Raw genomic sequence first — 22,341 nt, forward strand, 5'->3', positions numbered from 1 at the left:
GAGGAGGCCGTCAGGCATCCATGGCATCTTTCAGCTTCTTGAGCGCGTTTTTCTCAAGCTGGCGCACCCGCTCGGCCGAGACGCCGTAAGTATCGGCCAGCTCCTGCAGGGTGGTCTTGCTCTCGTCATCGAGCCAGCGGGCACGGATGATGTGCTGGCTGCGCTCGTCCAGGGTCGCCATGGCCGCACTCAGGCGACGGGTGGCATGGCTGTCCCAGTTGTCGTTCTCGATGTTCGCCGCGAGATCGGAAGATTTGTCTTCCAGATAGTGCACCGGCGCGAAGCCACCCTCGTCTTCATCGTCACCGACCAGGTCGAAGGCCTGATCGTAATTGCTCATGCGCGCTTCCATCTCGGTGACGTCGGCAGCGGATACCCCGAGGTCGGCAGCCACGGCCTGCACCTCTTCGTGGTTCAGCCAGCCCAGACGCTTCTTGGACTTGCGCAGGTTGAAGAACAGCTTGCGCTGGGCCTTGGTGGTCGCCACCTTGACCATGCGCCAGTTGCGCAACACATATTCGTGGATTTCGGCCTTGATCCAGTGCACGGCGAAGGAGACCAGACGCACGCCCACGCTCGGGTCGAAGCGTTTGACGGCTTTCATCAGGCCGATGTTGCCTTCCTGCACCAGATCGGCCTGAGGCAGGCCATAGCCGGAGTAGCTCTTGGCCACGTGAACGACAAAACGCAGGTGCGACATAACGAGCTGGCGTGCAGCTTCGAGATCGCCATCCTGCTGCAGACGCATCGCCAGTTCGCGCTCTTCCTCTGCGCTCAGCACAGGGATCGAGTTGACGGCCTGGATATAGCCTTCCAGACTACCTTGCGGAATCAGAGCCATAGTGCGTTGCAATGAAGTTCCCATGTTCTACCTCTTACTTTTCAATCGAATCAGTCTAACACCCTGAGAAGACGTGTCTACCGACCAGGTATCATTCTGCGTGCTGCATCATACATCACCCCAGCATGAACCCGGCCTATCTTAGGCTGACGGCATGAATCATAAATGAACAGTCAAAAAAAAGGGGTCACAGTAAAGGACCCCTGAAAAGTAGCATGCTAAGTCCATTGTTGCGGAGCTCGCAACCTTCACATGCTTGCCAAGTCAGACGAGCAAGGCATAGGGGCCATACCCGTATTCATTCTGCTGCAGTCAGTAGACCATTGATAAATCAAAAGGTTCAGAGGATCCACATATGATCCTCGGCGCAGACACCATTCAGATTACTCTGAGAAAGTGGCCCGTGCCAGAAACGGGCCACTCTTTTACTTGATCCAGTTCGCAAAATCCAGCGCTTTAAAATGCTGACAAATTAATCAGGACGGTTCTATGTCGCGAATGTGCCTGTGCACCGAGAACCAGGAGGCGATCAACCCCAGCAGGGCGCCCAGCAGTATGAGATTGAAGCCGTCGAACGCCCCCATCCCCACCAAACGGAAGTTGCTGTTGTAGAGCCCCGCCAGCTCCTTCACCACCCCCTCGCTCCAGATCACCATCACCTCGGTCAGCCACCAGGCCAGCATGCCGCCAATGACCCCGAACCAGATGCCCGTATAGAGGAAGGGACGGTGGATGAAGGCATCGGTCGCTCCCACCAGCTTGAGCACTTCAATCTCGGAACGCTGGTTGAGGATATTCAGGCGCAGGGTGTTGCCCACGATCAGCAATACGGCGGAGAGCAGCAACACCGCGATACCTGTAATGGTGTGGCGCAGCAGGTTCATGATCCCCTGCAACCGGGTCAACCACTGCAGATCCAGCTTGCCCTGCTCGATACCGGGCTCGTTCTCCAGCTTGGCGAGCAGCTCGGCGGCCCCTTCGGGATTCTGCCAGCGCGGATCCGGGATCACGCTCAGCACCGGCGGCAGCGGGTTGCTGTCCAGATAATCCAGGGCATCACCGAAACCGGAGATCTCCCGAAATTCCCTGAGCGCCTCGTCACGGTTCATATAAGTGACGGACTCCACTTCCGGATAGAGCAGGATCCGCTGCTTCATGTCGAGGATGCTCTGCTCCGGCAGATCCTTGCGCAGATAGAGGGAGATCTGGGAGCTGGTCTGCCAGCTCCCCTCTACCACTTCGGCATTCTTCAGCAATACGTGGAAACAGGAAGGCAGCGCCAGACTCACGCCAAGTACCGCCAGGGTCATCAGGGAGGCGAGCGGGTTGCGCCACAGCTCACCCAGGCTGACAAAGGCCTGACGCACATGATCCACACCATACATCATCAAACGACGCAACGGCGGCTGTTTATGACGAACAATAGCCATCAGCGATCCTCCCAGGACGAATACATGCGACCCGCCTTGAGGGTCAGGGTGCGGTAGCGCATCCGGGCGATCAGCCCCAGATCGTGAGTGGCAATCAGCACGGAGACGCCGAAGCGGTTGAACTCCTCGAACAGGCGCATGATGTCCATGGAAAGTTGGGGATCCAGGTTGCCGGTCGGCTCGTCCGCCAGCAGCAGGGGCGGCTTGTTGACGATGGCGCGGGCGATGCCGACCCGTTGCTGCTCACCACCGGAGAGCATGCGCGGCTGGTAGCGCTCCTTGCCGAGCAGCCCGACCTTGTCCAGCGCCGCCGCCACCCGCTTGTTGATGTCCCCATGGCTGTAGCCATCGATCACCAGGGGCAGGGCGACGTTGTCGAACACGGTACGATCCATCAACAGGCGGTGATCCTGGAAGATCATGCCGATCTGGCGGCGCACGTAGGGGATCTGACTGCGCTGGATGTGGCTGACGTCATCGCCGTGGAAGAAGACGCGGCCGTCGGTCGGCCGTTCCATCACGCTGATGAGCTTGAGGAGGGTACTCTTGCCCGCCCCCGAATGGCCGGTCAGGAAGGCCATCTCCCCCTTGCGCAGGTGAAAACTGACCTTTTGCAGCGCTTGATGACCGCCACTGTAGACCTTGCTGACCTTGTCAAAACGAATCATAACGGTTCCCTGAGATTGACAAACCCCGACCGGGATAAAGCATGGGGCGCTCACTCCCCCGTACCGGCACAACACCTGGATGACAACACCGGTCGCAACCATGCCGCATGTCATCCTTGTCCGGATGAGCCATACCTGCGCTCTCATAGTGACATACCCCGACCGGAGTCGGGGTATGGAACACGTGCTCGTCACGGCCGGGCCGACTCATGTCGGCCGGATTTATTCTTCGCGGCTGAAGAGCGCCTCGATGAAGTCGTTGGCGACGAACGGGCGCAGATCGTCGATCCCCTCGCCCACCCCGATGTAGCGGATCGGGATCTGGAACTTGTCGGCCACCGCGAAGATGACCCCCCCCTTGGCAGTGCCGTCCAGCTTGGTGAGGGTGATGCCGGTCAGGCCCACCGCCTCGCTGAACAGCTTGGCCTGGCTCAATGCGTTCTGGCCGGTGCCTGCGTCCAGAGTCAGCATGATCTCGTGGGGCGCCGCATCGTCCAGCTTCTTCATCACCCGCACCACCTTCTTGAGCTCCTCCATCAGGTTGCTCTTGTTCTGCAGGCGGCCGGCGGTATCGGCGATCAGCACGTCAGCCCCGCGGGAGCGGGCAGCCTCGATGGCGTCATAGATGACGGAGGCGGAGTCGGCACCGGTGTGCTGGGCAATCACCGGAATGTTGTTGCGCTGACCCCACACCTGCAGCTGCTCGACCGCCGCAGCACGGAAGGTATCGCCAGCGGCCAGCATCACGCTCTTGCCCTCGGCCTGGAACTGTTTGGCCAGTTTGCCGATGGTGGTGGTTTTGCCGACGCCGTTCACGCCGACCATCAGGATGACGTAAGGCTTCTTGCTGGTGTCGATCACCAGGGGCTGCTCGACCTTGGCCAGCATCTCGCCCATGTCCTGTTTGAGCAGACCGTAGAGCGCCTCGGCGTCTTTGAGCTGCTTGCGATCCGCGTGCTGTACCAGCCCCTCGATGATGCGGGTGGTGGTGTCGACGCCAAGATCGGCGGTCAGCAGCTGGGTCTCCAGCTCTTCGAACAGATCGTCATCGATCTTCTTGCCGCTGAACAGGCCGAAGAAACCGGAACCGATATTCTCCCTGGTACGCACCAGGCTGCGCTTGAGGCGGGCAAAGAAGCCCTCCCGCTGCGGCTTCTCCTGAGTGTCGTCGTCCACCTTGGCGGCCAGTGGCAGAGCGGCCAGAGCGGCGGCCTCAGCCTCCATCGCGGCGACCAGACGCAAATCTTCCGCTCGCTGGGCCTCTTTGGCGACACGAGCTTCCTCGGCAGCCTGAGCTTCGGCGGCAATACGAGCCTCTTCCGCAGCGCGAGCTTCGGCGGCAATACGAGCTTCTTCTGCTGCACGGGCTTCGGCAGCGATGCGAGCCTCTTCTGCGGCGCGTGCCTCGGCAGCAATACGAGCTTCTTCCGCAGCGCGGGCTTCGGCGGCCACACGGGCTTCTTCTGCGGCGCGGGCTTCGGCGGCAAGACGAGCTTCTTCCGCAGCGCGGGCTTCGGCAGGAATACGAGCTTCTTCCGCGGCACGGGCTTCGGCGGCAACACGGGCTTCTTCTGCGGCGCGGGCTTCGGCGGCAATACGGGCTTCTTCCGCGGCGCGAGCCTCGGCGGCAATACGGGCCTCTTCCGCAGCGCGGGCTTCGGCGGCAATACGAGCTTCTTCCGAAGCGCGAGCCTCGGCGGCAATACGGGCTTCTTCTGCGGCGCGGGCTTCGGCAGCGATGCGAGCCTCTTCCGCAGCGCGAGCCTCGGCGGCAACAATGGCTTCGTCTGCGACCTGAGCTTCGGTGGCGATCAAGGCCTCATTGACGATGACGGGCTCAAGCTCGCCCTCCGGCTCTTCCACAACCAGGGGGCCTTCGTCAGGGCCGCTCAGCGGCGCTTCGGGCTTGGCGGCGGGGGCATCAGCCGGGGCAACATCGGCGACAGGCGCGGGAACAGCGGCGGCCTCCGACTCGACTACCGCCGGGGTAGCGTCGGGCGCCTGCGATGGAACGGCCTCAGCCTCTTCTTTCTTGCGGCCGAAACCCAGCCAGGAAAACAAACCTTTTGCCATCTAAAAATACTCACATCAAAGGCTGACTGCTAAGATAGCCGTCCCTCGGCGGGTCGGCATAAAAATGAACCGCCTTATACTATCACTTTATTTTCTGACGACGAAACGCGATGCCCAGAGTGAAATCCAGCCGTAACAGCCCGAGCAAGAGCCCGGCCCCCCAGGGGCGAGCGGGCGTGGTACGAATCATCAGCGGCCAATGGAAGGGGCGCAAACTCCCCGTCAGGGATGTGGAAGGGCTCAGACCCACCACGGATCGCGTCAAGGAGACCATCTTCAACTGGCTGGCTCCCCACGTGCGCGGTACCCGCTGCCTGGATCTGTTCGCCGGCAGCGGCGGGCTGGGGCTGGAAGCCTTGTCCCGCTATGCCGAACAGGTCACCCTGATCGAGATGGACAGAGGCGCCGCCGACCAGCTCAAGAAGAACCTGACGACCCTGGGCAGCAGCCAGGGGCAGGTGATCCAGGCCGATGCCGTGAGCTGGCTGCAAGGCACGGCCACGCCGTTCGATCTGGTCTTTCTGGACCCACCGTTTCGTCGCGAGCTGCTGCCCCAGGTGTGCGAGCTGCTCGAGCAACGCGGCTGGCTGGCATCCGATGCCCTCATCTATCTGGAGCGGGAAAAAGAGATGGCCGATCTGACGCTGCCCGCCAGCTGGAAACTACTCAAGGACAAGCAGGCGGGTCAGGTCTGCTATCAGCTCTATCTGCGGGACACCAAGCATGACGCTGCTGTTTAAAGGGGAGATGGGCACAGTCCCCTTCTCCGTCAATTTGGACAACGGCTCAAGGACAAGCAGGTCGATCACATCAGGCCTGCTATCAACTCTATGTACGGGAGGTAAACGATGAAGCGGGTGTTTAATCTGTTGGCGATGGGGGTGCTGCTGTTCTTCTGGTTCGGTGTGGCACTCGCCCTGCTGGGCACCCTGCCGGGCAAACTGAACGGCTTTCTGCCGGTGTGCGGCGTCATCGTGATATTGATGCACTGGGTACAGGCCAGCATGATCAAGGCGGCATGCAAACCCTACTTCGCGGTCACTCGTCTCGAATTCACCCAGGTGCTGATCTTCGGGGTGTTCGGCATGATGGATATCCGCACCAAGCTGCAGGCCATCATAGACGCCAGGAAGAAGGGAGAGACTCCCCCCAGGGCCGACTAGGCCACCCCCGGCCCGACCAGAAGGAGTGATTCGTCACTCCTTCTGCGTTTTTCCGAGGCTGATTCCCAGCTTGATGGAGAGAGCGGCGAGCAGCAGCAGCATGGCAATGAGGGAGAAGAAGTTGCTGCCAAGCTCGGGGTACTGCACCTTGACCAGGGCAGAATGGCCGAACACGCCGATAAAGAAGCAGAGCAGGATGCAACTGGGTGTGTTGCCCACCATGGGCTCATGGCGATAGTGCTGATAGAGCTGGCTGGCCGCCAGCAACAGGGCGATGAGGGGGTAGAAGGAGAAGGGGACGACCGACTCCATCAAGGCCGACAGGAAGGCATCGCCACAGATACCGATCAGCAGGGCCAGCACCAGGGGCTTCTTCGGAATCGCGTTCGGTTCATGCATGAGGCTGTCCATCCTTGCGTTATGTGAGAGATTCGTGGCGCTTGCGGTTCTGCACCTCGGCGCCCATGGCGATCATCCGCAACTGGCTGATGGTGCGCTCCGACAGTGCCTTGCACTCTTCCGGAGTCATGTCGAGGGCGTCTGCACCGGCGCTGAAGACGATGGTCACCATGGCCTCGGCCTGGATATAGGCCTCTTCCCGTGGCGCCTGCGTGGTGGCTTCCAGATAATCGGTCAGCTCGGCGATGAAGTGCTGGATCTCCCGGGCCACCGCCTGACGGAATGCAGCCGAGGTGCCGGAGCGCTCGCGCAGCAGCAGCCGGAAGATGTTCGGGTTGTTTTCGACGAATTCCATGAAGGTCTGCACCGAGGTGCTGATGACGCTGCCACCACCGGCAATGCGCTGGCGCGCCTGGCGCATCAGCTGGCGCAGGGTCAGCCCTCCCTCGTCCACCAGCGTCAGCCCCAGCTCTTCCATGTCCCGAAAGTGGCGATAGAAGGAGGTCGGCGCTATGCCCGCCTCTCTGGCCACTTCCCGCAGGCTGAGGTTGGAGAAACTGCGGTTGGCGCAGAGTTGACTGAACGCCGCCTCGATCAGCGTACGCCGGGTTTTTTCTTTTTGTTGCGCGCGAATACCCACGAAAACAGTCACCTTGAGATTAGCGAGGCCAGATGATAACCCGAAGGCGGGGCCGGGATCAGGTTTGTCTCCGACTTTTTTACCATTGACCCGCATTCCGGCTCAATGGTAAATAGTGAACAGCTGTTCGCTGAAAGGAGCCGAGTGAAATGGACCGCCCCCCGATCATCATGACCAACACCCTGCTGTTCGCCCTCTCCGGGCTGACGGCACTGATAGCGGTCCCCTGGTATGGACTGAGCCAGGGCTACGACCTATGGCAGTGGCTCTGCTTCCTGCTGCTGTTCTGCTATTGCGGCATCTCCATCACCGCCGGCTACCACAGGCTCTGGTCCCACAAGGCCTACAAGGCACACCCGGCCCTGCAATGGCTCTTCGCCATCGGAGGCGCGCTCGCCCTGCAGAACTCGGCGCTGCACTGGTCCTCGGATCATCGCCGCCACCACCGCCACGTGGATGACAACCAGAAGGATCCCTACAGTGCGGGTCGCGGCTTCTGGTACTCCCACATCGGCTGGATGCTGCGGGAATACCAGCGCGATACCTACCACGACTACAGCAATGTGCGCGACCTGCAAAACAACCCCGTGGTCGCCTTCCAGCACAGGCACTATCTGGCCCTGGCTCTTGTCACCAACATCGGCATTCCGCTGCTGCTCGGCCTCCTGCACGGGGATCTGCTCGGCATGATGCTGCTGGCCGGGGTGCTGCGCATGGTGATGACCCATCACACCACCTTCTTCATCAACTCCCTGGCCCACATCTGGGGCAGCCAGCCGTTCACGGATCGCAACAGCGCCCGGGACAACGGCATCCTGGCCTTCTTCACCTTTGGCGAGGGCTATCACAACTTCCATCACCTGTTCGAGAACGACTACCGCAACGGTATTCAGTGGTGGCAGTTCGATCCCACCAAGTGGCTGATCCGCACCGCCGCCTGGTGCGGGCTCGCCAAAGACCTGAGATCCTGCCCGGAGGAACGCATCGAACAGGCCAGGCTGGAGATGCAGCTCAAGCGCGCCCAGGCCAGAGTGCACAAGCAGGATGACAGGGAACGCTGGCAGGCACTGCTGCAGGAGGAGTACGACAAGCTGAGCCTGCAGATCCAGCACTACTATGCCAGCCGCAAGTCACTGCTGGAGCAGCGCAAGCGCACAGCCCTCGCACGCTACGACAGGCTCAGGCTGCAACTGGAGTACCGCACATTGCGAGACGGTTTCCTCGTTGCCAAGCGCAACTGGAGTCGTCTGCTGGCGGGCCTCGCCTGATCGCCGAGACATCACGCAAAAGACCGCCAGCAGGCGGTCTTTTTGATTGGGCAAACGGACGGCAGGCATAAAAAAATGGGGCAACATTCGCATGTCACCCCCTCGCAAATAGCATGTTCCATATTGGGCTCCCGCAACCACGGGGGTCTGTCTGGCATCACGGGTTTCCGCTCCCGATCCGCCTCGCCTGCCGGAGCAATCCGGTTGGCCCATTTCCCCTGTTGCCGTCACCCACACGGCAGACCAGCCGCCGTGTTTGTCCTTGCACTCGAGATACTACGCAGTTAAATAAAATAAAAAACCGTTCTACACGCACCTCTATGCAGTCGAGGAGCCTGGATTGTTACGGCGCCCTTAATATAAATCGATTAAAAACAATACGATGCAATCCAGTCCCGGTTTTGGATGGCAAACGTTATCCTCGAAGGCGCACAAGGCTTTGCGAGATCTCGCACAAGGCGGATCCCACTCACAACCAACGGTGCAAAGGTAACCAATCGCTCAATTGCGCCAGCAGGCGCCGCCATGCAGAGGGGGACGCCGCCACCGGGTGCACGGCCTGCTGCAACCAGCCATCGATGAGTTGCTGCAACTCGTCGCACAGCGTCGGGCTATGGAGGTGCAGCATCAACTCGGTGTTGAGCATCAGGGAGCGGGGATCCAGGTTGAAGCTGCCGAGCAGCGCCTCCTCCTTCCCCATCAGGATCAGCTTGGCATGCAGACTGAACGCCTCCGTCGTCAGCTCGAACAGGGTGACCCCCTGACGCTCGAGCCAGGGGCGGTGACGCCGATAGGCGCCATAGACCAGGGGCACGTCCGTGCTGGCCAGGGAGTTGGTCAGGATCTCGATGTCGACCCCCTGCCGTCGCTGCCCCTTGAGCCGGCGACGCAGCCCCCGTGTCAGGATCAGGTAAGGGCTCACCAATCTCAGGGCCCCCTGATTGCTCGCCAGCATGCGTCCCAGCAGGGGCGCCGTGGTCGGCCGGGCGACCAGCCCCTTGCCGGGGCGATCGAACCAGCACTGCCCTCGCCCGGGATGCCAGCAAAGGGGAACGGGGTACTCATCAAACAGAGTGGCCGGCAGATCATAGGCGGCCGCCATGGCGGGGTCGGTCAGGGTCAGCAGGAAATCGTTCAGGGCCCGGGTTTCGGCTGGCAGCAAGGGGCGTCTCAACAGGCGACGGACCGGGTGACTCCAGCGACTGTGCCAGAACAGCGCGAACCCCTGCTCGGCCTGCTGGCAGAGGGGGCCGCGGCAGACCAGATCCAGGTCGATGAAGTGAGGCGGCATCCCCAGCCCGAAGTAACGATCACCGATGTTGCGCCCGCCGATCACCGCCTGGCTGCCATCCACCAGCAGCAGCTTGTTGTGCATCCGGTGGTTGATGCGGCGAAAGCTCAGCACCACTTCCAGCAGCAGGGTCAGAGGACGCCAGCCCCGCAACCAGAAGGGGTTGAACAGGCGTACCTCGATGCCCGGTTCCGCCGCCACCGCCTCCAGAAAGCGGTTCTCCCCGCCGTAGAGATCATCGATGAGCAGTTGCACCACCACTCCGCGCCGGGCCGCCCGCACCAGCTCCGCCAGCAGCAGCTTGCCGCTGCCGTCCTCTTCCCAGCTGTAATACTGGGCGAGGATCCGGTGGCGAGCCTGACGGATCAACTGGCATCGGGCCTTGAGGGCGGCGCCGGGATCGGCGAGCAAGGCAAACTCGGCGGGGATCAAGGGTCATCTCCCTGTCATCTGGTGGTGGCATAACCCAGACAACCGCCCCGATAGCCCAGTGTCAAGGAGCCGATGATGGAACTGCGCGACCACCCCTCCCTTAGTCAGAGACCCCATGCCAGCCAACCGGATCCCACCCCGGCCAGGCTGTTGATGCCCTGGTACCAGCAGCACCGGGATCTGGGCTGGGAACCCCTTGCGCAGCATCACGAGGATCCCCTCCCCGGCCAGCATTGACAGGCTCAGGGCTGCACCGCCTCGATGGCCTCTGACTTGCCCTCCAGCTGGGGCAGGCTGAAACGGTAGGCTACGTAGTATTTGTAGATGGTGCCAACGTAGTTGATGGGCCCCTGGCCCACGTCGTTGGCCACCAGCTGCTCCACGTTGCCGAACCAGACGTTCGGATCCAGCCCCTTGTCGGCCGCCTTGGCCTGCAATGCCTGTACCCGGTTCGGACCCGCATTGTAGGCGGCCAGGGCGAACAGATGGCGATTGAGCCTGTCCATCCCGGGATCATTGAAGTAGGTGTCCAGGATGAGCCGCATGTAGCGACAGGCCGCCTCCACATTGCCCTCCAGACTGGTGAGTCTGGCGCCTCGGATCCCCACCTCCTTGCCGGTACTCGGCAGCAGTTGCATGATGCCGACGGCCCCCCGGTGGGAGCCCACATTGGGGTTGAGCCCCGACTCCTTGTAAGCCAGCGCGGCCAGCATCAGCCAGTCCAGCTGATACTTGTCCGCCTGGGTCTCCAGTACCTTGCGAATGGTCGACAGTCGCCCCAGCGGGTCCGGCGCCAGTATGTTGCTCATGCGGTCGCTCTGCGCCAGCAGGCGGCGCAATGTCATGTCACTGTAGAGGGTCCGCTTGCTCGACTCCGAGATGTAGGCGTTCACCGCCTTGAGCAGCTCCGGGCTGTTGTTGCGCAGGGCCCAGGCGCTGCGCCCCTTGTCCCGCAGCGGTATCAGCCTGTGGGCCTTGAGACCGCTAATCATGTCGAGCCAGATCCGCCCCTTGAAGCTGTCGGTGACCGTCAGCGGAATGATCCCGGCTGACACCATCTCCAGCAGGTCCCCGTCCTGCAGGTATTCGGGAACCGTCTCGATGTAGACCGGGGGCAACCCCAGCTCCCGAAACAGCCAGTTGAGCTGGTGCAGGCTCTCGAAATAACTGGAGCTGGCGCGCACCCAGATCCGCCGGCCGGACAGCTGGGTGATGCGATTGAAGGCAGGGAGCTCCCGCTGGCTCACCACCCACTCCTCGATGGGGGCGATCAGCGGCTGGGAGAAGGTCACCTGCTCGCGCCGGGTGGGAGTGACCGTCAGGTTGGCGGCCACCAGATCCCCGCGCCCCTCGGCCAGATAGTCCAGCAGCTTGTCCTGGCGCACCGGGATATAAATGATCTTGAGCTTGAGCTTCTCCTTGGCCAGGTAGGTCTGGTTCAACCAGCGCTCGAATCCCTGAAGCTGATTGACCAGGATGCCGTACTGGGCTCCCTTGTCGAAAAAGAAAAACCCCCGCTCATAGACCACCAGGGCCCTGAGCTCTTTTTTTTGCAGGATGTGTTCGAGATCACCGGCCTGGGGCAGCAACTGCGGCTTGAGATCCGCCGCCAGCAGAGGGAGAGAGCAGAGAGCCAGCAGGGCCCAGATCCATCGCCGCATCATGATGTAACCACCTCGCTGTGGGCCGGTGCGCACCGTCGGGTCTGTCAGAGAAGGCGCCTGCGCCAAGGTCGCGGGATCTTCTGCCGATCGGCGCATGCCGGACGGAAAACGGATCGCCCGTGAGATAACTCACTATACAACGCAAAGGGAGGGAAAAAAGCGAGGGGTAGAGCAAGACGGCAGGCAAGCCTGCCGTGTCATCACGATCTCAGAGGGAGCGGGCGCGCATCTCGAAGATCAGCTTCTCCGCGGTGCAGGTGAATTGCAGGCGGGCTTTCAGGATCACGCCATCCGGGCCCCGGCTCAGCTCGCTGCTGCTTTTGGCTTCGGCAGTGACCTGCTTGGCCAGCGCCTCGTAAGCCGCAAATTTCTCGCGGGCGTCGGTTTCTGCAGCGGCCTCGATCACCAGCTCCATGACGTCGTCACCTTCGCCGATGATGGTGCCAATTTCGGCGAAACAGCCGCAACTGTCACAGGTTTCGTTCAGTTCCACTTTCTCGTCTACAGACATACGTTCACTCCTACTTATTCCGGATATTGTCATCGTCGCGCAAGGCGTTGCGAAAATCCCTGATGGCAGTGCCCAGATCCTCACCGGCGCCAGCCAGGCGTTTGCTGCCAAACACCACGACGACGACCACGAGCAGGATCAGCAGATGCCAGATATGAATGCCACCCAGTCCCATAGGGAGACTCCTGACTGTTAGATACCTGGAGGTTGTATCAAAAGAAAGCGTATCGATTGTTGGGCAAAATCAAGGCAGGTGCAAGTTGGCGAAAAAATCGCGCAAAAACGGCGACGAGGCGCAAAAAAATACGGCGACCATGGGCCGCCGTATGAGTCGGTGCTACTTGTCCCCTCAACCGCTACATCCTGTACCAGCCGCCACCAGGGCGAGAGACCCGTCGAGCATAGGATCGCCAAGATATGAAAACAAATGGTATATATTCATCTAGGAATTGAAGAGGATTCATATCATGTTGCTGGAACAGCTTGCACGCATAGACCTTAATTTGTTGATAATCCTGCAAGTCTTGCTGGAAGAGCGCAACGGCAGCCGGGCTGCACGCCGTTTGCACCTGAGCCAGTCCGCCGTCAGCAAGGCCCTCGGACGGTTGCGGGAGACCTTTGACGATCCCCTGTTCGTGCGCTCGGCCTACGGGATGGATCCCACTCCGCGCGCCCTGGATCTCCAGCAGCAACTGCAGCCCATACTGCTCTCCCTGGACAACCTGATCCAGCCGCCGGACTTCGATCCCGCCAGCACGGAGCGGGAGTTCGTCATCGCCAGCATGGACAGCGCCTTCACCCTGTTTGCCCCCCTCTACCTGAGCGAACTGAAGCGTCAGGCCCCTGGCATCCGCCTGCGCTACGAGGAGTGGACCGAGCACAGCCTGACCGAGATGAGCCAGGGCCAGGTGGATATCGCCTTCACGGTGCGGGAGAACTGCATCAATTCGGATTTTCGCCTCGACACCCTGCCCAACGCCATCTGTCAGCGGTTGCTCACCATCGACGATCTCACCTGCCTGGTGCAGCGGGATCACCCTGCCTTGCAGGAGCCCGAGTGGGATCTCGCCCGTTACCTCGCCTACCCCCACGTGCAGACCTACTGCGAGGGGCGGGATCGCTGGATGCTGGATCACAAGCTGGCGGAGCAGGATCTCTATCGCCGGATCGAGGCGACCGTGCCCTCCTTCGAGGCGGCCCTGCGCATGGGCATGCACTCGGACATGATAGTGACCCTCTCCCGGCTCTATGCCCGCCACGCCACCCAGGTCTATCCCCTGGTGCCGCTGCCGCTGCCCATCGCCCTGGACAGCATCTCTCACCTGCTCATCTGGCATCAGCGCCACGAGGAGGATCCGGGCCATCGCTGGCTGCGGGAGACCCTGCTCGCCCTCATCATGGGCAAGCTGGAAACCTCGGCGGATGGCCCGGCCGCTGCCGCCTGACGCGCAAAAAAACGGGGCTCAAGAAGCCCCGTTTCACGTTGACATCAGCATTCGCCCCGTCAGTTCTGACCCGTCACCGCCAGATAGTGGTGTACCCCGTCCAGCAGCATCTGCACCGAGATCATCACCAGCAGCATGCCCATCAGCCGCTCCACCGCGGTGAGTCCTCGCTCACCCAGCAGCTTGTTGAACAGCTCGTAGAACATCAGGATCACGGCGCTGGCCCCCCAGGCCATCAGCAGGGCCAATGACCAGTCCATCATCCGGGTCGGCTCCTGGTTCGCCAGAAGCAGCAGGGAAGCCAGGATGGAGGGACCCGCAATCATGGGGATGGCCATGGGCACCAGGAAGGGCTCCTCCCCCGCCGCCAGCCCGGTCACACCACCGGGGCTCGGGAAGATCATCTTGATGGCGATGAGGAAGAGGATGATGCCCCCCGCGATGCTGACCGCCTCCTGACGCAGGTTGAGGAAGCTCAGGATCTGCTGACCGGCGAACAGGAAGCCCATCATGATCACCAGTGAAAACAACAGCTCCCGCAGCATTACCTTGCGTCGACGCTTGGGGTCGACATGGCGCAGGATGGAGAGGAAGACCGGCAGGTTGCCCAGCGGATCCATGATCAGAAACAGCATGACGGCAGCGGAGAATGTGTCCATAGAGCGCCCGGGCAGAACCTTTCAACAAGAGGGGAAGGAGGGCGAAATATAACAAAGGTGGCGGGATTCGGCGAGCGCCCAACCGCGCTCGCCGCTGGCGATCATCCGTGGTTGCAGATCTTGTCAGCGCGGGTCTGGAACCCTGACTCCGAGTCGATGAACTTGCCGCGCCTGGCCAGGAAGTCGATCAGGGCGTCAGCGTCCATCTCGCTGGCGCTGCAGGTGTGGAACCGGGCCTCGGCACCGAAGCGCGAGGCGATCGCCGCCCTGAGGCTGGCCCGGGTAAACGGACTCTCCTGCTCCAGCATCATCTCCATCACTTCGTGACCGTGTATCGATTGGGACATCTCGAACCTCTTTAATCATCATGTCAGATGACAATTAAAGCCCGAAGCCCGGAGAGGGTTCTTGATATAGGCCAACAAAACGCCTTTTTTAACGCCAGCGGGCTGGTCGTGAGCGCCGCTTTGTCGATAATGTGGCAACCTGACGGGGGGATGGCTACACTGTCGCCCCTTTTTGCCACCGCAGACAGAAAATAAGGACATTGGCGTCATGCTGTTCCATGGATTGGTCTTCAAACCCTGGCGGATCTGGACCCGTCGCCCGCTCTGGTTGAAGACTCTGCTCGGCATGCTGACCGGGATAGGTCTGGGACTCTGCTTCAGCGAGCAGGCCCTGCTGCTCAAGCCCATCGGCGTCCTGTTCGTCAACACCATCCAGATGCTGATGGTGCCCCTCATCTTCTGTTCCGTCCTGGCAGGCCTCACCGCCCTGCTCAAGGGCAAGCGGCTCGACCGCATCGCCGGCAAGGCCATCGGCTTCTATCTCTGCTCCACCGCCGTCGCCATCTGCATCGGCCTGATGATGGGCTGGCTGCTGGAACCGGGCATGGGCGCCAATATGGGTCCTTATGAACGGGGCGCCATGGCGCAGCAACCTACCCTGGCCAGCGTGCTGAGCCACCTGGTGCCGCGCAACCCGGTGCAGGCCATGGGCGATGGCAAGATATTACAGGTGATCGTGTTCGCCGTGGCCCTCGCTCTCGCCCTCAACGCCACCGGACGACGCGGCCGCCCCGCCATCCTGTTCTTTACCTCCCTGGCAGAGGGAATGTTCAAGCTGACCCAGATGGTGATGGCGCTGGCCCCCTATGGCGTCTGCGCCCTGATGGCCTGGATGACCGGCAAGTACGGCGTCAGCCTGCTGTTGCCGCTGCTCAAGGTGATCGGCGCCGTCTACCTCGGCTGCCTGCTCCACGTGCTCGGCGTCTACAGCGGCCTGCTGCTCCTGATGGCGCGCCTCAACCCGTTGCACTACTTCAAGAGCATCGTCGATGCCCAGGCGGTGGCCTTCACCAGCAGTTCAAGCAGCAGCACCCTGCCCATCAGCCTGGCCTGCGCCGAACGCAGGCTCGGGGTCTCCCCCGCCATCACCGCCAAGGTGCTGCCCATCGGCGCCACCATCAACATGGATGGCACCGCCCTCTATCAGGGAGTCACCGCCCTGTTCGTGGCCCAGGCCTTCGGGGTAGATCTGCATCTGGTGGACTACCTGACCCTCATCAGCATCGTCACGCTGGCCAGCATCGGCACGGCGGGCACACCCGGTACCGGGCTGATGCTGCTGACCCTGACCCTCACTGCCGTGGGACTGCCGCTGGAAGGGGTGGCGCTCATCGCCGGCATAGACCGGATCCTCGACATGGCGCGCACCACGGTCAACGTCTCCGGCGACATCCTGGTCTCCGTGCTCATCGCCCGCAGCGAGAAGGAGCTGGATCTCGCCACCTACCACGATGCCCATGCGGGGGATGACATCGACTTCACCCTGCGCTGAGGGCGCGAGGGGCGTTCAATGATCCTGGGGATCGTGATGGCAGCGCCAGCAGATATCGAAGTTGGCGCCGTTCTCCTCCCCGCACTGGCCGCACAGCCAGCCGTTGCCCTGGCGCTGCTGGTAGCGCTCGATGATCCGGCCCGCCCGCTGACGATCCCGCTCGTTCACCATCAGGGTCACTTGCAGCAGATCCACCGGCAGCTCCCCGAGCGCGCCGGAGAGCCCTTCGCCGCTGAGGCGCACCCTGACTCCCTCTACCTCCAAGGCCCCTTTCAGGGCATGCGCCTCCAGGGAGTGAGAGGCGCGATACAAGTTAATCCACTGATCCATACGTTGTCCTCGAAACCCTTGCCAGTACCGTCATCACCAGCACTACCATCATTCCAGGGCGAGCATCTTCCGGGAGCGAGATGCCCGATACAGATTCATCCACTGATCCATACGTTGTCCTCGAAACCCTTGCCAGTGCCGTCATCACCAGCACTACAATCATTCCAGGGCGAGCATCTTCCGGGAGTGCGATGCCCGATACAGATTCATCCACCGCTCCATACGTTGTCCTCGAAACCCTTACAGCAGCTTGTCGATGCCATAAGCCGGGCCGTTGGCCACCAGAAAATCGATGAATGCCCTCAGCTTGCGCGGCATCAGGCGCCGCTCGGGAAACAGCAGGTAGATGGGTACCCTGGGTTGCTGCCACTCCGGCAGCAAGGAGACCAGCGTCCCGTTCGCCAGCTCATCATGGCACAGCATGGCAGGCAGGGAAGCCAGCCCCAGCCCCGCCTTCGCCGCCTCCCTGGCACAGGTGATGTTGTTGACCTGGAAGCGGGACGGGGGATCCACCAGCACTTCGCGATCATCCAGCTCGAAACACCAGTGCGAGGCGAGGAACCCCGTGCTGACCGCGATCCGCTCGTGATGCACCAGATCGGCGGGCCTCTGGATCACCGGGTGGCGCGCCAGATAGTCCGGGCTGGCGCACAGCAGCCGCTCGGTGCTCCAGAGACGCCGCGCCGCCAGGTTGGAGTCGCTCATGTCGCCGACCCGCACGATGGCATCCAGCCCCTCGCTGATGGGATCCACGATGCGGTTGGTCAGCTCCAGCTCCACCTTCATGCCCGGATAGGCTTGCAGGAAGTTCGCCACCAGCCTGCCCACCACCAGCTGTCCCGTCTCGATGGGCACCGCCAGCTTGAGGGTCCCCGTCACCTCCTGCTGGCTGGCACTGAGCATCAGCTCGGCCTGGGCCAGCTCCTCCACCGCCTTGCTGCAGCGTAGATAATATTGTTCACCGGCTTCCGTCAGGGTGAGCTGCCGGGTGGAGCGATAGAGCAGCCGCGCGCCGAGACGCTGCTCCAGCTCGGCGATGCGGCGGCTCACCGTCGCCTTGGTCATGCCCAGCTCCTGGGCAGCGGCGGTAAAGGAGCCCTTGTCGACGATACGAACGAGGATTAAGGCAGCATTCAGGTCCATTGTTTCACCAGTGAAACTGTATATCTCATGAATGGATACTAATCGAAACAGTTGCACGATGTTAGCCTGCCCGCCACAGTTCAGGAAAACCAATATCATGAGTCAACACAAGAAGATCCCCCTGCTGGCCGCCCTGGTGCTGGCCCTGCTCGGCCTGCTGTTTGCCGGTTACTGGTATCTGCATGGCCGCTACTTCGAGAGCACCGACAACGCCTACCTGCAAAGCGAGGTGACCGGCATCGGTTCCAAGCTCTCCGGCTACATCAGCGAAGTACTGGTGACCGACAACCAGGCGGTGAAGGCCGGCCAGCTCATCGCCCGGCTCGACGACCGCGAATACAGGACCAAGGTGGCGGAGGCCGAGGCCGATCTGCACCTCAACCAGGCGACGGCGGATAACCTCGCCGCCACCCGTATCCAGCAGTTGAGCCTCATCCGCCAGGCCGAGGCAAAAGTCAGCTCGGCCAATGCCGAGCAGGTCCGGGCCCAGCAGCAGGTGCGCCGGGTCAGCCAGCTCAATGAGCGTCACTACAGCTCTCAGGACAGCCTGGACGAGGTGCGCGCCGGCTTGCAGGTCAACCAGGCCCAGGCACTGGAGGCCAAAGCCGCCCTGCAGGCCGCCCGCGAGCGGCTGCTGGTGCTGGATGCCGAAGCCAAGCAGAACCAGGCCAGGCTGGCATTGAGCGAGGCCCAGCTTGAACAAGCCAGGCTGGAACTCGGCTACACCGAGCTGCGAGCCCCGGCTGACGGCATCATCGGCAAGCGCAGCCTGCGGGCGGGGCTCTACGTCCAGTCCGGTATGCAGGTGGCCAGCCTGGTGCCCCTGAGCCAGGTGTGGGTCGAGGCCAACTTCAAAGAGACCCAGTTGCAGCACATGCAGCCGGGCCAGAAGGTGGAGGTGATCCTGGATGCCTATCCGGATCAACCGGTCGAGGGGATCATCGACAGCCTCTCTCCGGCCACCGGCGCCAAGTTCGCCCTGCTGCCGCCGGAGAACGCCACCGGCAACTTCACCAAAATCGTGCAGCGGGTGCCGGTCAAGATCCGTATCCCGGATCCGGGCGCCCTGGCGGGCAAGCTGCTGCCCGGCCTCTCCACCGAGGTGATCGTCGACACCCGCACCCCTGATCCCGTGGTGGCCGCCCACTGATGGACGCCATACCACGCCGCAACTGGATCGCGGTCATGGGGGGCCTCATCGGCGCCTTCATGGCCATCCTCGACATCCAGATCACCAACGCCTCCCTGAAAGACATTCAGGGGGCACTCTCGGCCACCCTGAGCGAGAGCTCCTGGATCTCCACCTCCTATCTGGTGGCGGAGATGATCGCCATTCCGCTGAGCGGCTGGCTGAGCCGGGGACTGAGCGTGCGGCGCTACCTGCTGTGGACCACGGGCGCCTTCATCGTCGCCTCCGTGCTCTGCTCGTTCAGCTGGAACCTCACCAGCATGATCGTCTTTCGGGCGCTGCAGGGCTTTACCGGCGGGGCCCTGATCCCCATGGCCTTCTCCCTCATCGTCAGCCTGCTGCCGCTGCACAAGCGAGCCACAGGCATGGCGCTGTTCGGCCTGTGCGCCACCTTCGCCCCCGCCATCGGCCCGACCCTGGGGGGCTGGCTGACGGAGCAGATGTCCTGGCACTACATCTTCTATCTGAACGTGCCGCCCGGCCTGCTGGTGATGGCCATGCTGGCCCACGGGCTGGACAGGAAGCCGGTGGACTGGGAGGTGATCAAGCGGGTGGATCTCATCGGTATCCTCACCATGGCGGTGGGTCTCGGCCTGTTGGAAGTGGTGCTGGAAGAGGGCAACCGGGAGGACTGGTTCGGCTCGAGCTTCATCGTGCGGCTCACCGTCATCTCGGTGGTGGCCCTGGTGTTCTTCGTCATCAGCCAGTTGCTGCGCCGCCACCCCCTGGTCAACCTGCGGCTGCTGCACAACCCGCGCTTCGCCCTGGCCTGCTTCGCCTACCTGGTGCTCGGCATGGGGTTGATGGGCTCCATCTATGTGCTGCCCCTCTACATGACCCAGATCCACAATTACAACGCCCTGGAAATCGGTGAGGTGCTGATGTGGATGGGGTTGCCCCAGTTGCTGGTGCTCCCCCTGGTCCCCAAGCTGACCCACAAGATAGATCCGCGCTATCTGGTGAGCTTCGGCTTTCTGGTCTTCGCCATCAGCTGCTTCATGAACGTGAACATGAATGCCGACTACGCCGGGCCCCAGCTGATCCAGTCCCTCATCGTGCGGGCCCTGGGACAGCCCTTCATCATGGTGCCCCTCTCCCTGGTGGCGACCGCCAGCCTGACGCCGGACGAGATCCCCTCCTCCTCGACCCTGCTCAACGTGCTGCGCAACCTGGGGGGCGCCTTCGGCATCGCCATCATCGCCACCCTGATCGACAACGACACCCGGACTCATGTCAGCCAGATCGGCAGCACCCTGGCCGCCACCAGCATCGAGGGGCAGGCCTATCTGATGCAGCTGGCCCAGACCATGATGGCCCAGGGAGCCGGGCCGGAGCAGGCCCAGTTGCAGGCCCGGGCCATGCTGTCGAACACCATCAGCCGCGAGGCGGCCATCATGGCCTACAACCAGGTGTTCTACGTGATGGGTATCTTCCTGCTCGTCGCCAGCGCCCTGATGCTGCTGCTCAAGCAGCCGGCCCCGAGGGCCCCTGACGCAGAACCGGTCGAGGCGTGAAAGGTGGGGATCACATAGCAAAACGGGCCAGAAGGCCCGTTTTTCATGGATGCCCGCCGGTCAGCCCGCCAGGGAGGCGGCGATCAGGAATTGGGCCGCGAAGTAGCTGCTCATGATCCAGGCCGTGGCATGGGGGAAGGGGCGGCGGAAGCGGTCCAGTGCCAGCATGCTGTCGGAGAAGAGGAACATCAGCGCCCCCACCAGGGCGGCGGCGCTGCCGGCAGTGAGAGAGGCATGCCAGGCACCGGCAGCCACCCAGGCCATGGCGATGATCACCAGCATGTAGCAGAAGACGGGGATCCTCATCTCGCCAAGCTGGCCCCACAGGAGCCCGAACACCATACCAGCCACCAGCAACAGCAGCAGGCCGTCCACCAGCTTGAGCACCAGGGGCCCCTGGGCGAAACCGACGATGTAGCAGAGGTGAGCGACAAAAAATGCCGCCAGCCCCTGGATGAAGCGATCCCGTGGCAGCATCAGCAGCACGTCCCCCGCCAGCGACAGGCAGAGACCGAGCAGGATCCAGGCGTGGGAGCCGTTGTGATCGTCACCTTGGTAGCCAAACGCCAGGGCGATGATGAACAGCATGGTCAGGGGCTTGCTGATGTAGAACTGACGGGAGTCTGAGCCGTAAGCCGCGCGGATGTGCCACCAGCCCGATGCGATGATCAAGAAACTCAATAACATGCCCTGCTCCTCACCGGCTGCTCGCCCTGGGGCGGCAACCTCTTTAGTGCCCGCAAGAGTAGCAAATTCCCCCGGTCAGTGGCAGAGGCTGAAGCAGATGGCACCCTACACCTAAAGTCTAATTGCCCCCATCCCCGCCCTCGGGCATAAGAGACAGCTCTGGAGGATCACCATGGAAGACGCTATGACCAACTACCTGCCCGCTATCGACATCATGATGTGCCATCTTGGCATCAGCTTTGAACAGGCCTGCGAGCAGCTTGGCCTCAGCCCGCAGGAGCAGCAGACCCTCGACCAACTGCAAAAACAGAAGCAGACCCAGTCCAACTGATGCCCTGGACTGATGGCCCGAAGCGGCCGGCATCACAGCCCAGCATAAAAAAACGGCGCCCGAAGGCGCCGTTTTTTATGGCGCTGTCCCAATTACATGTTGAAAGGCTAACCTTGAAGTAGGTCATCACCCTGAGGGCCTCCATCATGGATACCCAAGCCTTTCAACATCTACTGTCTCTCTTTCCACAGCTCACCATGCGCCAGCGTCGCCTCGCGCAACATGAACTCACTACCCCTCACCCAATCACCTCGCTGGCCGCTCAACTCCCCGCTTGTCGATGTTGCCCTCACTGTCAGGCCGAGGCTACGCAGTTGGCTCCCTGGGGTTGGAGTCGAGGGCTGCGTCGTTATCGCTGCAAGCAGTGTCTGCGCACCAGTTCCGTTCTCACCAAGACGCCTCTGGCTCGACTTCGCAAGGCACAATGCTGGGAAGACTACGCCCAGGCCCTCATCGACGGTCTGACCGTCCGACAGGCTGCCGTCCGCTGCGGAGTCTGTAAAAACACCGCCTTCTTGTGGCGTCACCGCTTCCTGAAAGCCATGGCGAGTCACCAGGCGGCACGGGAAGGGGGTATCGTCGAGGTTGATGAGACCTTCTTCTTGGAGTCGTTTAAAGGGCAACGTGGTTTGCCCCGCCCGGCCCGCCACCGTGGGGGCAAAGGCCGTACCCGAGGCACAGGGCCGGATTACATCCCGGTGATGGTGGTTCAGGACCGGGCTGGTCACCATGCGGATTTTCAGTTGGAGAAAATGAATGCCGAGACGGTGATAGCTGTTTTGACACCCCTTGTCTCGTCAGATGCGGTGTTGTGTAGCGACGGC

At 62.0% G+C, this 22,341-nt stretch carries 25 protein-coding genes; 10 read left to right on the forward strand and 15 right to left on the reverse strand.

Annotated elements, in window-relative coordinates; all coding sequences use genetic code 11:
- Positions 1-10: 10 nt before the first annotated feature.
- The 4 genes from rpoH to ftsY all read right to left on the reverse strand — a co-directional run bounded on the left by rpoH (position 11) and on the right by ftsY (position 5,012).
- Entirely contained in the window at positions 11-865 is an 855-nt protein-coding gene (rpoH, locus tag AB5Y54_RS06240) for an RNA polymerase sigma factor RpoH (protein ID WP_029313526.1), read from the reverse strand.
- Between the two features lie 452 nt (positions 866-1,317).
- On the reverse strand, positions 1,318-2,271 hold the full coding sequence (gene ftsX, locus AB5Y54_RS06245; protein ID WP_201997448.1) for a permease-like cell division protein FtsX: 954 nt from the start codon (positions 2,269-2,271) through the stop codon (positions 1,318-1,320).
- Positions 2,271-2,939, reverse strand: a complete 669-nt coding sequence (gene ftsE / locus AB5Y54_RS06250; protein WP_201997449.1) for a cell division ATP-binding protein FtsE — start codon at positions 2,937-2,939, stop codon at positions 2,271-2,273. The genes ftsX and ftsE overlap by 1 nt, the downstream gene beginning before the upstream one ends.
- Positions 2,940-3,161: 222 nt before the next feature.
- Positions 3,162-5,012: a signal recognition particle-docking protein FtsY gene (ftsY, locus tag AB5Y54_RS06255; RefSeq protein ID WP_368153376.1), complete on the reverse strand. Its 1,851-nt coding sequence runs from the start codon at positions 5,010-5,012 to the stop codon at positions 3,162-3,164.
- 110 nt (positions 5,013-5,122) lie between these two features.
- Here ftsY and rsmD point away from each other — a divergent pair, with 110 nt between their 5' ends.
- Together rsmD and AB5Y54_RS06265 are read left to right on the forward strand one after the other, a co-directional pair.
- Complete coding sequence (gene rsmD / locus AB5Y54_RS06260; protein ID WP_043154418.1) at positions 5,123-5,752, forward strand: 16S rRNA (guanine(966)-N(2))-methyltransferase RsmD; 630 nt, start codon at positions 5,123-5,125, stop codon at positions 5,750-5,752.
- A gap of 108 nt (positions 5,753-5,860) precedes the next feature.
- On the forward strand, positions 5,861-6,175 hold the full coding sequence (locus AB5Y54_RS06265) for a DUF1145 domain-containing protein (protein WP_010672600.1): 315 nt from the start codon (positions 5,861-5,863) through the stop codon (positions 6,173-6,175).
- A 33-nt stretch (positions 6,176-6,208) separates the two neighbouring features.
- On the opposite strand, the gene AB5Y54_RS06270 is transcribed toward AB5Y54_RS06265, so the two are convergent.
- Both AB5Y54_RS06270 and fabR read right to left on the reverse strand, forming a co-directional pair.
- Complete coding sequence (locus AB5Y54_RS06270; RefSeq protein WP_041212194.1) at positions 6,209-6,574, reverse strand: YijD family membrane protein; 366 nt, start codon at positions 6,572-6,574, stop codon at positions 6,209-6,211.
- Positions 6,575-6,593: 19 nt separating this feature from the next.
- Positions 6,594-7,214, reverse strand: coding sequence for an HTH-type transcriptional repressor FabR (gene fabR / locus AB5Y54_RS06275; RefSeq protein WP_010672598.1), 621 nt, complete (start codon positions 7,212-7,214; stop codon positions 6,594-6,596).
- Positions 7,215-7,363: 149 nt separating this feature from the next.
- Here fabR and AB5Y54_RS06280 point away from each other — a divergent pair, with 149 nt between their 5' ends.
- A complete protein-coding gene (locus AB5Y54_RS06280) occupies positions 7,364-8,482 on the forward strand; it encodes a fatty acid desaturase (protein WP_223956081.1) in 1,119 nt (372 codons plus the stop codon).
- A 469-nt stretch (positions 8,483-8,951) separates the two neighbouring features.
- On the opposite strand, the gene AB5Y54_RS06285 is transcribed toward AB5Y54_RS06280, so the two are convergent.
- Entirely contained in the window at positions 8,952-10,205 is a 1,254-nt protein-coding gene (locus AB5Y54_RS06285) for a phosphatidylserine/phosphatidylglycerophosphate/cardiolipin synthase family protein (RefSeq protein ID WP_368153377.1), read from the reverse strand.
- Positions 10,206-10,280: 75 nt separating this feature from the next.
- Here AB5Y54_RS06285 and AB5Y54_RS06290 point away from each other — a divergent pair, with 75 nt between their 5' ends.
- Positions 10,281-10,442 (forward strand): hypothetical protein, encoded by a 162-nt coding sequence (locus AB5Y54_RS06290; RefSeq protein ID WP_010672595.1) that lies wholly within the window; start codon positions 10,281-10,283, stop codon positions 10,440-10,442.
- Between the two features lie 5 nt (positions 10,443-10,447).
- Here AB5Y54_RS06290 and AB5Y54_RS06295 read toward each other — a convergent pair whose 3' ends face one another.
- The 3 genes from AB5Y54_RS06295 to tatA form a co-directional block, all read right to left on the reverse strand.
- Positions 10,448-11,869, reverse strand: coding sequence for a transglycosylase SLT domain-containing protein (locus tag AB5Y54_RS06295; RefSeq protein WP_368153378.1), 1,422 nt, complete (start codon positions 11,867-11,869; stop codon positions 10,448-10,450).
- A 208-nt stretch (positions 11,870-12,077) separates the two neighbouring features.
- Positions 12,078-12,380 carry a YfcZ/YiiS family protein gene (locus AB5Y54_RS06300; RefSeq protein ID WP_368153379.1) on the reverse strand — a complete coding sequence of 101 codons (303 nt, stop codon included), beginning with the start codon at positions 12,378-12,380 and terminating at the stop codon, positions 12,078-12,080.
- 10 nt (positions 12,381-12,390) lie between these two features.
- Positions 12,391-12,555 (reverse strand): twin-arginine translocase TatA/TatE family subunit, encoded by a 165-nt coding sequence (tatA, locus tag AB5Y54_RS06305; protein ID WP_010672592.1) that lies wholly within the window; start codon positions 12,553-12,555, stop codon positions 12,391-12,393.
- A gap of 292 nt (positions 12,556-12,847) precedes the next feature.
- Here tatA and AB5Y54_RS06310 point away from each other — a divergent pair, with 292 nt between their 5' ends.
- The gene (locus tag AB5Y54_RS06310; protein WP_010672591.1) at positions 12,848-13,825 is read left to right on the forward strand and encodes a LysR substrate-binding domain-containing protein; all 978 of its coding nucleotides are present in this window, start codon (positions 12,848-12,850) and stop codon (positions 13,823-13,825) included.
- A gap of 59 nt (positions 13,826-13,884) precedes the next feature.
- Here AB5Y54_RS06310 and AB5Y54_RS06315 read toward each other — a convergent pair whose 3' ends face one another.
- Positions 13,885-14,484, reverse strand: a complete 600-nt coding sequence (locus tag AB5Y54_RS06315; RefSeq protein ID WP_275873594.1) for a YhgN family NAAT transporter — start codon at positions 14,482-14,484, stop codon at positions 13,885-13,887.
- A 101-nt stretch (positions 14,485-14,585) separates the two neighbouring features.
- A complete protein-coding gene (locus tag AB5Y54_RS06320; protein WP_039040405.1) occupies positions 14,586-14,831 on the reverse strand; it encodes a YecH family metal-binding protein in 246 nt (81 codons plus the stop codon).
- Positions 14,832-15,039: 208 nt separating this feature from the next.
- On the opposite strand from AB5Y54_RS06320, the gene AB5Y54_RS06325 reads away from it, so the two are divergent.
- Positions 15,040-16,323: a dicarboxylate/amino acid:cation symporter gene (locus AB5Y54_RS06325; protein ID WP_010672588.1), complete on the forward strand. Its 1,284-nt coding sequence runs from the start codon at positions 15,040-15,042 to the stop codon at positions 16,321-16,323.
- Positions 16,324-16,338: 15 nt separating this feature from the next.
- On the opposite strand, the gene AB5Y54_RS06330 is transcribed toward AB5Y54_RS06325, so the two are convergent.
- Both AB5Y54_RS06330 and AB5Y54_RS06335 read right to left on the reverse strand, forming a co-directional pair.
- Positions 16,339-16,653, reverse strand: coding sequence for a DUF2007 domain-containing protein (locus tag AB5Y54_RS06330; RefSeq protein WP_010672587.1), 315 nt, complete (start codon positions 16,651-16,653; stop codon positions 16,339-16,341).
- A gap of 240 nt (positions 16,654-16,893) precedes the next feature.
- On the reverse strand, positions 16,894-17,796 hold the full coding sequence (locus tag AB5Y54_RS06335; RefSeq protein WP_010672586.1) for a LysR family transcriptional regulator: 903 nt from the start codon (positions 17,794-17,796) through the stop codon (positions 16,894-16,896).
- 97 nt (positions 17,797-17,893) lie between these two features.
- Here AB5Y54_RS06335 and AB5Y54_RS06340 point away from each other — a divergent pair, with 97 nt between their 5' ends.
- On the forward strand, positions 17,894-18,946 hold the full coding sequence (locus tag AB5Y54_RS06340; protein ID WP_010672585.1) for an HlyD family secretion protein: 1,053 nt from the start codon (positions 17,894-17,896) through the stop codon (positions 18,944-18,946).
- Complete coding sequence (locus tag AB5Y54_RS06345; RefSeq protein WP_042864576.1) at positions 18,946-20,499, forward strand: DHA2 family efflux MFS transporter permease subunit; 1,554 nt, start codon at positions 18,946-18,948, stop codon at positions 20,497-20,499. Before AB5Y54_RS06340 ends, AB5Y54_RS06345 begins: the two co-directional genes overlap by 1 nt.
- Before the next feature lie 60 nt (positions 20,500-20,559).
- Here AB5Y54_RS06345 and AB5Y54_RS06350 read toward each other — a convergent pair whose 3' ends face one another.
- Complete coding sequence (locus AB5Y54_RS06350) at positions 20,560-21,186, reverse strand: lysoplasmalogenase (RefSeq protein ID WP_039040401.1); 627 nt, start codon at positions 21,184-21,186, stop codon at positions 20,560-20,562.
- A 172-nt stretch (positions 21,187-21,358) separates the two neighbouring features.
- Between AB5Y54_RS06350 and AB5Y54_RS06355 the strand changes: the two genes are divergently transcribed.
- Positions 21,359-21,517: a hypothetical protein gene (locus AB5Y54_RS06355; RefSeq protein ID WP_005332188.1), complete on the forward strand. Its 159-nt coding sequence runs from the start codon at positions 21,359-21,361 to the stop codon at positions 21,515-21,517.
- A gap of 146 nt (positions 21,518-21,663) precedes the next feature.
- On the forward strand, positions 21,664-22,341 hold a 678-nt coding region (locus tag AB5Y54_RS06360; RefSeq protein ID WP_368153273.1), incomplete at its 3' end, for an IS1595 family transposase.

The sequence above is a fragment of the Aeromonas sp. s9 genome, from assembly GCF_040907765.1.
GTDB classification, from domain to species: domain Bacteria; phylum Pseudomonadota; class Gammaproteobacteria; order Enterobacterales; family Aeromonadaceae; genus Aeromonas; species Aeromonas caviae.

Coding starts and splice junctions, on each gene's coding strand:
- AB5Y54_RS06295 (WP_368153378.1), bottom strand. CDS start 11,869: ATGATGCGGCGATGGATCTGGGCCCTGCTGGCTCTCTGCTCTCTCCCT.
- AB5Y54_RS06330 (WP_010672587.1), bottom strand. CDS start 16,653: ATGGATCAGTGGATTAACTTGTATCGCGCCTCTCACTCCCTGGAGGCG.
- AB5Y54_RS06345 (WP_042864576.1), top strand. CDS start 18,946: ATGGACGCCATACCACGCCGCAACTGGATCGCGGTCATGGGGGGCCTC.
- AB5Y54_RS06320 (WP_039040405.1), bottom strand. CDS start 14,831: ATGTCCCAATCGATACACGGTCACGAAGTGATGGAGATGATGCTGGAG.
- AB5Y54_RS06355 (WP_005332188.1), top strand. CDS start 21,359: ATGGAAGACGCTATGACCAACTACCTGCCCGCTATCGACATCATGATG.
- ftsX (WP_201997448.1), bottom strand. CDS start 2,271: ATGGCTATTGTTCGTCATAAACAGCCGCCGTTGCGTCGTTTGATGATG.
- AB5Y54_RS06350 (WP_039040401.1), bottom strand. CDS start 21,186: ATGTTATTGAGTTTCTTGATCATCGCATCGGGCTGGTGGCACATCCGC.
- AB5Y54_RS06270 (WP_041212194.1), bottom strand. CDS start 6,574: ATGCATGAACCGAACGCGATTCCGAAGAAGCCCCTGGTGCTGGCCCTG.
- AB5Y54_RS06265 (WP_010672600.1), top strand. CDS start 5,861: ATGAAGCGGGTGTTTAATCTGTTGGCGATGGGGGTGCTGCTGTTCTTC.
- AB5Y54_RS06300 (WP_368153379.1), bottom strand. CDS start 12,380: ATGTCTGTAGACGAGAAAGTGGAACTGAACGAAACCTGTGACAGTTGC.
- AB5Y54_RS06315 (WP_275873594.1), bottom strand. CDS start 14,484: ATGGACACATTCTCCGCTGCCGTCATGCTGTTTCTGATCATGGATCCG.
- AB5Y54_RS06310 (WP_010672591.1), top strand. CDS start 12,848: ATGTTGCTGGAACAGCTTGCACGCATAGACCTTAATTTGTTGATAATC.
- AB5Y54_RS06290 (WP_010672595.1), top strand. CDS start 10,281: ATGGAACTGCGCGACCACCCCTCCCTTAGTCAGAGACCCCATGCCAGC.
- AB5Y54_RS06325 (WP_010672588.1), top strand. CDS start 15,040: ATGCTGTTCCATGGATTGGTCTTCAAACCCTGGCGGATCTGGACCCGT.
- AB5Y54_RS06335 (WP_010672586.1), bottom strand. CDS start 17,796: ATGGACCTGAATGCTGCCTTAATCCTCGTTCGTATCGTCGACAAGGGC.
- AB5Y54_RS06340 (WP_010672585.1), top strand. CDS start 17,894: ATGAGTCAACACAAGAAGATCCCCCTGCTGGCCGCCCTGGTGCTGGCC.
- ftsY (WP_368153376.1), bottom strand. CDS start 5,012: ATGGCAAAAGGTTTGTTTTCCTGGCTGGGTTTCGGCCGCAAGAAAGAA.
- AB5Y54_RS06280 (WP_223956081.1), top strand. CDS start 7,364: ATGGACCGCCCCCCGATCATCATGACCAACACCCTGCTGTTCGCCCTC.
- rsmD (WP_043154418.1), top strand. CDS start 5,123: ATGCCCAGAGTGAAATCCAGCCGTAACAGCCCGAGCAAGAGCCCGGCC.
- rpoH (WP_029313526.1), bottom strand. CDS start 865: ATGGGAACTTCATTGCAACGCACTATGGCTCTGATTCCGCAAGGTAGT.
- tatA (WP_010672592.1), bottom strand. CDS start 12,555: ATGGGACTGGGTGGCATTCATATCTGGCATCTGCTGATCCTGCTCGTG.
- ftsE (WP_201997449.1), bottom strand. CDS start 2,939: ATGATTCGTTTTGACAAGGTCAGCAAGGTCTACAGTGGCGGTCATCAA.